The 7031-nt window shown below is 38.7% G+C and carries 7 protein-coding genes; 4 read left to right on the forward strand and 3 right to left on the reverse strand.

Translation table 11 applies throughout. From position 1 onward, the window contains the following. Nucleotides 1-689, reverse strand: a 689-nt coding sequence (locus UC75_RS21110; RefSeq protein ID WP_228137264.1) for a UDP-N-acetylglucosamine--N-acetylmuramyl-(pentapeptide) pyrophosphoryl-undecaprenol N-acetylglucosamine transferase, incomplete at its 3' end; no start/stop codon positions are given. Between the two features lie 237 nt (nucleotides 690-926). Further along, a complete protein-coding gene (gene gshB, locus UC75_RS10370; protein ID WP_005300610.1) occupies nucleotides 927-1871 on the reverse strand; it encodes a glutathione synthase in 945 nt (314 codons plus the stop codon). A 160-nt stretch (nucleotides 1872-2031) separates the two neighbouring features. On the opposite strand from gshB, the gene UC75_RS10375 reads away from it, so the two are divergent. Together UC75_RS10375 and UC75_RS10380 are read left to right on the forward strand one after the other, a co-directional pair. Next, nucleotides 2032-2244, forward strand: coding sequence for a DUF1737 domain-containing protein (locus UC75_RS10375; RefSeq protein WP_002122004.1), 213 nt, complete (start codon nucleotides 2032-2034; stop codon nucleotides 2242-2244). Nucleotides 2245-2473: 229 nt separating this feature from the next. Then, nucleotides 2474-4663 (forward strand): TonB-dependent receptor, encoded by a 2190-nt coding sequence (locus tag UC75_RS10380; protein WP_212771773.1) that lies wholly within the window; start codon nucleotides 2474-2476, stop codon nucleotides 4661-4663. Between the two features lie 51 nt (nucleotides 4664-4714). Here the strand turns inward: UC75_RS10380 and pyrE are convergent, their stop codons facing one another. Further along, nucleotides 4715-5365, reverse strand: a complete 651-nt coding sequence (pyrE, locus tag UC75_RS10385) for an orotate phosphoribosyltransferase (protein WP_049837532.1) — start codon at nucleotides 5363-5365, stop codon at nucleotides 4715-4717. 38 nt (nucleotides 5366-5403) lie between these two features. Between pyrE and UC75_RS10390 the strand changes: the two genes are divergently transcribed. Together UC75_RS10390 and UC75_RS10395 are read left to right on the forward strand one after the other, a co-directional pair. Continuing rightward, on the forward strand, nucleotides 5404-6228 hold the full coding sequence (locus UC75_RS10390) for an exodeoxyribonuclease III (RefSeq protein WP_005300601.1): 825 nt from the start codon (nucleotides 5404-5406) through the stop codon (nucleotides 6226-6228). Between the two features lie 455 nt (nucleotides 6229-6683). After that, the coding region (locus UC75_RS10395) for an arsenate reductase (protein ID WP_049837533.1) at nucleotides 6684-7031 on the forward strand (348 nt) is incomplete at its 3' end.

Here is a 7031-nt window from a genome sequence, read left to right on the forward strand (position 1 = left end):
TGACCGCACTGGTGAAAAATATTAAGTGGAACTTGTAATTGTTTTAATGCTGGAGGTAAGCGCTCATTGAGTGCTTTGGCACCTAAAGAACCACCAACAATTAGAATATTTAGAGGCTGCCCTGCTTGCGCACGCTCATCATAACGCCACTTTGGGCTTAAAATATCTGTGATTTCATGACGTACAGGATTTCCTGTTGTAACGACTTTTCCACCAGCAGGAAATGTATTTGGAAATGCTTCACACACGACTTTAGCAACACGAGACAACTGCGCATTGGTAAAACCAGCAACCGCATTTTGTTCATGAATGAGAACAGGAATACCTAACAAACGTGCGGCTAAACCACCCGGTCCCGCAACATAACCGCCAAAGCCTGCAACTGCATCAACTTTAAGCTGTTTCATATAACGCATTGCGCTTAAAGTGGCTTTTAAAATTTTAAAAGGTGCAGCAATTTTACGGACTAATCCATTGCCACGAACACCTTGAATATCAATTTGATATATTGGAATATTTTGATCTTTTAATAATCGGTTTTCCATACCTGTTGGCGTGGCTAACCATGAAACCTGACAACCTTGTTGTTGAAGTTTTTTGGCTACGGCGAGGGCTGGAAAAACATGTCCACCTGTACCGGCAGCCATCATCATGACATGTTTAGGTTTGCTTTGCTGTGAATCGGTCACGGTCTAATTCTTCAACTCAAAAAACAATGGAAATTGTCATCTATTTTTGTAGCCGTTTATTTTAATCCTAAAGCTTCATTAACGAAAAGCTAATTTCACTCGTTTATAACAGAAAGATGTGCTTTTTTGAAAATATGCCTACAAAGCTGTGGTGTATTTAGTATTGTTATTTTATTAATTCATATATTTTCAGGTGATTTCCCATAAATACCGCGGAAAACCACCTGAAATAAATAATTAAGCTGAACGTCCAGCTTCTAATACATCAAATAGATCATCTGCAATTGATGTACCAAATTGAGCATCAATTTCACGAATACAGGTTGGGCTAGTGACATTAATTTCAGTAACATAATTACCAATTACATCTAAGCCCACAAAAACTAAACCTTTTTCGCGTAGGAAAGGGCCAATTTTAGCTGCAATCAGCTTATCGTTTTCAGTAAGCGGACGCGCTTGCCCTAAACCGCCTGCCGCCAAGTTACCGCGCACTTCACCATTTTGTGGAATACGGGCTAGACAGTAAGGAATAGGTTCGCCATTCACCATTAAAATACGCTTATCCCCTTCTACAATTTCAGGAATATAGCGCTGAGCCATAATTGGACGGTTGCCTAGCTCTGTAAGCATTTCTAAGGTAGAACCAATATTTACACCGTCTTGGTATAAACGGAAAATCCCCATGCCACCCATACCATCAAGCGGCTTAACAATCACATCACCATGTTCTTTAATAAATTCACGAATTAAACTTTGCTGCGATGTCACAAGTGTAGGTACTTGTAGCTCTGGAAATTGCGTTGCAAAAAGTTTTTCGTTGCAATCACGCAATGATTGAGGCTTATTAATAATCCATGAACCTTCACGCTCAGCTTGCTCAAGCACGTAAGTCGTGTAGACAAAATTCATGTCAAATGGCGGATCTTTACGCATGAGTACTACATCGTAAGCCGCAATAGATTCTTTTTTCTTTTCGCCAAGTTCATAGTAATGATTGTAATCTTCAAAAACTTTTAAGGGTGAAATTAGACCGTAAGCCTTACCTTGATCGATATATAAATCTTGCTGTAATGCATAACCTAATTCATGTCCACGACGGCTCGCCGCCCACAACATTGCCATGGTTGAATCCTTTTTAAGGTTTACGGTTTCAATCGGATCCATGACGACAAGTACACGCATACTCAAGCTCTTCTTAAAATTTAAATTAACATGAGTATAGCTGAGATTTTTCCTTGGTTTTTCTTAATTTCAGTAAAACATTATCTGTTATTTCTTGATCTGGAATTTAAGTAAATTCAGTTAGACTATGAGCATAAAATATTATTTTTAAAGGCTAAACATGAAACTTTATCGCTATTTAACTGGTCCTGATGACTCTGCTTTTTGTGCAAGAGTGACTAAAGCACTGAATCATGGCTGGGAATTATATGAAGCGCCAACCATGACCTTTAATGGCACGCATGTCATTGTGGGACAAGCAATTTGCAAAACAATTGACGAGAATTATGATCCAGAAATGGATATTTTAGATGTTCTGAAAAATAATGCTTAATCTCAAGAGGGAGTCTTTATTGGCAAAAGCCCCTCTCTAAAACTCAATTAACAAGAAAAACTAATGAGTTAATTCATATAGTTTGCTTAATTCACTCATTACATTCCTAAAAAATAGTTATTAAAAAATAAATATGTCATTTTTTGAGGCAATAGTTCTTTTATTCTAAACAATTAAATGATTATAATTATCATTTATACTTTTATTTTTGTTAATTGATTTTATTTTTATGTTAAGAATTTCTATATCATCTCCCCAAATTAAGCGTCTTTTCCCGCTGAGCTTACTCAGTTTAATGATCTTGAATATTCAAGGTGCCTACGCAGAAGACTTGATTGACTCATCATCGAAAGTAGCAGCCACCATGCCCACCATAAAAATTGAGGCTATGAGTGAACTCGATCCAATTAAAAGTTATATCGACTATGACAAGGCCAATGTCACACGTAACGGTTTAGACAAAAAAGATATTCCTCAAACCATTGATACGATTGATGTTCAGAAATATAAAATTTATGGATCAAATGATTTAAGCGTTATGTTGCAAGGCACCCCTGGCGTATCAACCAGTTACGATATGCGCGGTGATGGCATCACGATTCGTGGCTTTGGTGCCGATACAGGTGATATTTACCGTGATGGTATACGTGAAAGCGGACAAGTACGTCGTAGTACTGCCAATATTGAACGTATTGAAATTTTAAAAGGCCCCGCTTCGGTTTTATATGGTCGTAGCGCAGGTGGCGGCGTTGTGAATATGGTGAGTAAATTTGCCAATTTTGACTCTAAAAGTTCAGTTGGTGCGTACGCAGGTTCTTACGACAACTACGGAACAACGGCTGACATCAATCAAGTCATTAATGACAATTTAGCAATACGTTTGACCGGAGAATATGGCGAGTCAGGAAGCTTCCGCTCTGGCATTGAAAATAAAATTGAAATGTTTTCACCAAGTTTCACTTATAAAAATGATGATGGAACACTCACTTGGACCACACAATATACCTATGACAAATTAGGTCGTGTGCCTGATCGTGGTCCAGCATATGAAAACTTGCCTGCGGGAACCTCAATTAAAATGGGATTTGCCCAAGACGGCGATTATGTTGATGATATTTTGCAAGTGATTCGCACCGATGTGAATTATCAATATGCGCCTGATTGGAACTTTCACTGGGCAGCAAGTTACCGACAAGCAGAGCAGAACTTTGATCATTTTTATTTTGGAACATATTGTGGCCTCGATGGAAATGACTTGAAAGGCAAAGAATGCACCACTAAAAAAGGTTATATCAATCAAATTTACTACTGGCAACAAACCAGCAATAAAACCACCACCAATACCTTTGATATTAAGGGTATGTTCAAAACAGGTTCGTTTGAACATCAAATCATGATGGGTACAGACTGGACTTATGAACAACGAGAGCCACGCTTAGCAAATGAAGCTCAGAATGGTTCTATTTACGGCTACGTTAATCCATTCACAGGCGAACGTGAATATAGCCGTGGCAATGGCCCATTAAAGATGAGACAGCATAACTATAATGAAGGCACAACTTACGGCGTATTTATTCAAGATTTAATTGGTCTAAATGACCAACTTAAACTGATGATGGGCGTCCGCTACGATTACTTTGACTTTTCAACTACCAACAAGCTAACTAATGAACATCGTAATGTAAAAGATGGCAGCTTTAGCCCAAACGTTGGTTTGGTATGGCAACCGCTTCCTGAACATAGCTTTTATACCTCTTACTCTAAGAGCTTTGCACCATTTGGCGGGCAAATGGGTGTTAACCAAGTTACTGGAAACACCGATGTCACAAAAATGGATAAAGAGCCTCAATATAACGAGCAATACGAAGTTGGGGTAAAAAGCGAATGGTTAGATAGTCGTTTAAATACTCAATTTTCTGTCTTTGATATTCGTAAAAATAATATCCGCTATAAACCAAATCCTAATGACCAACCAGATGTATGGGCAACTGCAGGTCAGCATCAATCTCGTGGTCTTGAATTTAGTTTTATTGGTCGCGTACTTGATAATGTCTTTGTTCGCGGTGGTTATGGCTACACAGATGCAAAAGTAAAAGAAGACAAACAAAAGCCTGAACAAGAAGGCAACTATTTAGCCAACACATCTAAAAACACGGGTAATTTATTTATTCGCTATTTACCAACCGAGCAGTGGTATACCGAGGTGGGCGTGACTTATGTCGGGTCTTATTATCCAAATATTAATAATCAAGTAAAAATGGAAGGCTTCAATCGTGTGGATGCGGCGATTGGTTATAGTGCAGACCCCTGGAATGTCACACTTGCGGTGAATAATCTAACCAATAAAGAATATTGGCGTTCAGACAGCATGCCAGGCACACCACGTAATGTGTTATTACGTTTGAATTATCAGTTCTAAATAAAAATATTAAAAAGGCATACCCCTATTTAGAGGTATGCCTTTTTCTTTTTAGATACCGTATTTCTCGCGATAAGCTTGCATATTTGCTAGCGCTTCTGTTTCGCCTTTCGCCTCTAAATAATCCATTAAATCTTTCATGGTAATCAGTGCGTGCACAGGAATTTCTAATTCTTTTTGAACTTCTTGAATTGCAGAAAGCTCACCTTGACCGCGTTCTTGACGATCTAATGCCACCAAAACACCCGCAATAGTTGCACCAGCATTTTTCAAGATCGTTACAACTTCACGAATCGCTGTACCTGCGGTAATTACGTCGTCAATAATCCAGACTTTTTTACCTTCAACCGCAGCACCAACTAGAACACCGCCTTCACCATGATCTTTCGCTTCTTTACGGTTAAAGCCCCATGGCACACTTTTGTTATGGACTTGCGACAAAGCAACAGCAGTCGCTGCTACAAAAGGAATACCTTTGTAAGCTGGTCCAAAAATCACATCAACATTTTGACATTGTGTTAATTTATCAGCATAGCCTTGCGCTAAAAGAGATAAAGCTTCACCATCGTTGAGTAGGCCTGCATTAAAAAAATAAGGACTCACGCGTCCAGATTTTAAAGTAAACTCACCAAATTTAAGCACACCGCGTGATAATGCGAGTTCGATAAATGCTTGCGGGTGAAATGACACAGGCGTTGTCATGAGGTGCTCCAAATTCACAATTGAGGTTAAATTTTCGCATGATACCAAAGGATCAGTATCCAAGTGATGTAAAAATTCTTCGAGTCGTTTCCATTAACGTAAATGGCTTACGTTCTTCAGTAACGAAAGGCTTACTTGAATGGTTAGAACAATCAGATGCCGATGTCGTATGCATGCAGGAAAGCCGCATTACCCATGAACAATGGACTGAAAAATTTAGACCCGAAGGATGGCATACCCATCTCTTTCCAGCAGAGCGTGCAGGTTATGCGGGAACTGCGATATATAGCCGTCTACCCTTCGTCTCTGTTAAAGATGGTTTAGGGTTTGAGCTGGCTGACAGTCAAGGCCGCTTTATTTCTGCGGAATTCGATTTAGGTTTGTCACATCCGGTACATATTGCATCATTATACTTACCTTCAGGCTCAAGTGGTGAAGAAGCGCAAGCACGTAAAGATTTATTTTTAGGTGAATACGCAAAAATCTTGAAACAATGGCGTGACGAGAATAAGTCAGTCATCATTTGTGGTGACTACAATATTGTTCATAAACGTATTGATATCAAAAACTGGTCAGGTAACCAGAAATCATCTGGTTGTTTACCTCATGAACGTGCATGGCTTGACCATATTTACGATGAACTTGGCTATGTCGATACCTTCCGTGTAGTTCGCGCAGAAGCAGAACTTTATTCATGGTGGTCAAATCGCGGTCAAGCTCGTGCAAAAAACGTAGGGTGGCGTATTGACTATCAAGCATGTTCACCAGACTGGAAAACACGTGTAGCCAATGCATGGGTCTTTAAAGATCAATGGTTTAGCGACCACGCGCCTGTTATTATTGACTATAAAATTCAAGAGTAAGTGAACACCTGTTCACTTGCATTGTCGTTTTCGCTTACAGCATATGTCGTTTTTGAGTATTTTTCTTACACAGCTTTAACGGCATTATAGCTGCACGGCACAGGGAAGCAGTCAGGATGACGCAAAAGGATAGGACGCCGTAGGAAGATAAAATAAACTTATGATAAGTTTATTTGCAAGGATGTGACATTGGACGTTGAAATGAGACCCGCATGATCAGGATGATTAAATGCGGGTTTTCTCTTTTTAAGTCTCTTATTTTTTGCGCTAAGTTCTTTTAGTTTTAATTTCTTCTTATTAAGCTCATTATCGCTTTGTCTTATGACAATAACATGACATTTCTCTTTCGATTAATCATTAATTTTCATTTGTTTTAAAAGTATCGGTATAAAGTAGTGCTTAAAAGCTTTTTGGGTTAGGCTGTGTGCTCTCTCTTTTTGACATGGTCCGATAAAATGTTAAAAATTTATGGAATTAAAAACTGTAATTCAATGAAAAAGGCATTTGATGCTTTGCAAGCCAAAGCGCTTAACTATGATTTTCACGATTATAAAAAACAAGGCATTGATGCAGATACTCTAAAGATCTGGTTAAAAGAAATTGGGCAAGATACAGTCCTCAATAAAAAAGGAACGACTTGGCGTAAGCTTTCAGAAGAAGAACAAAATCGTGCTTTAAGCAGTGAAGATAACCTTATTGAAGCACTCATTGCTCAACCAAGTTTAATTAAAAGACCGGTTTTACAAACCTCACAAGGTTTCATTGTAGGTTTTGATGAATCTACCTATCAAAACATCCAAGCA

The organism is Acinetobacter sp. V2 (assembly GCF_001188385.1).
Classification (GTDB): Bacteria; Pseudomonadota; Gammaproteobacteria; order Pseudomonadales; family Moraxellaceae; genus Acinetobacter; species Acinetobacter oleivorans.